This is a genomic window from Corallococcus exercitus (genome assembly GCF_003611585.1).
Taxonomy (GTDB): Bacteria; Myxococcota; Myxococcia; order Myxococcales; family Myxococcaceae; genus Corallococcus; species Corallococcus exercitus.
The window spans coordinates 1-439 of record NZ_RAVW01000897.1 but is presented as its reverse complement, the minus strand read 5'-3'; the positions used below and the strand labels follow the sequence as shown (position 1 = coordinate 439).

Here is a 439-nt window from a genome sequence, read left to right as displayed (position 1 = left end):
CCATATTGGTGCAATGACCTTTGGATAACCCTTTTTATGCTCCGTGAAAGCGATCACAAAGGGACTCTGCAATACTTGTTTGCGGAGGATGTTTGTGATCCTGTTTTGTAGTGCGATTAATCCGTGTACAATAACGCGCTATTTCTAATGCCTGAGGCAAAGTTGTGATCGAAAAATTGCGTAATATCGCCATCATCGCGCACGTAGACCATGGTAAAACCACCCTGGTAGACAAGCTGCTCCAACAATCCGGTACGTTCGACTCTCGTGCCGAAACCCAAGAGCGCGTGATGGACTCCAACGATTTGGAGAAAGAGCGTGGGATTACCATCCTCGCGAAAAACACCGCTATCAAATGGAATGATTACCGTATCAACATCGTTGATACCCCGGGGCACGCCGACTTCGGTGGTGAAGTTGAACGTGTAATGTCCATGGT

1 protein-coding gene is annotated in these 439 nt (G+C 47.6%); it reads left to right on the top strand.

Annotated elements, in window-relative coordinates; translation table 11 throughout:
• Nucleotides 1-164: 164 nt before the first annotated feature.
• Nucleotides 165-439: GTP-binding protein (locus D7W79_RS42760; RefSeq protein WP_120530806.1), on the top strand; the 275-nt coding region annotated here is incomplete at its 3' end.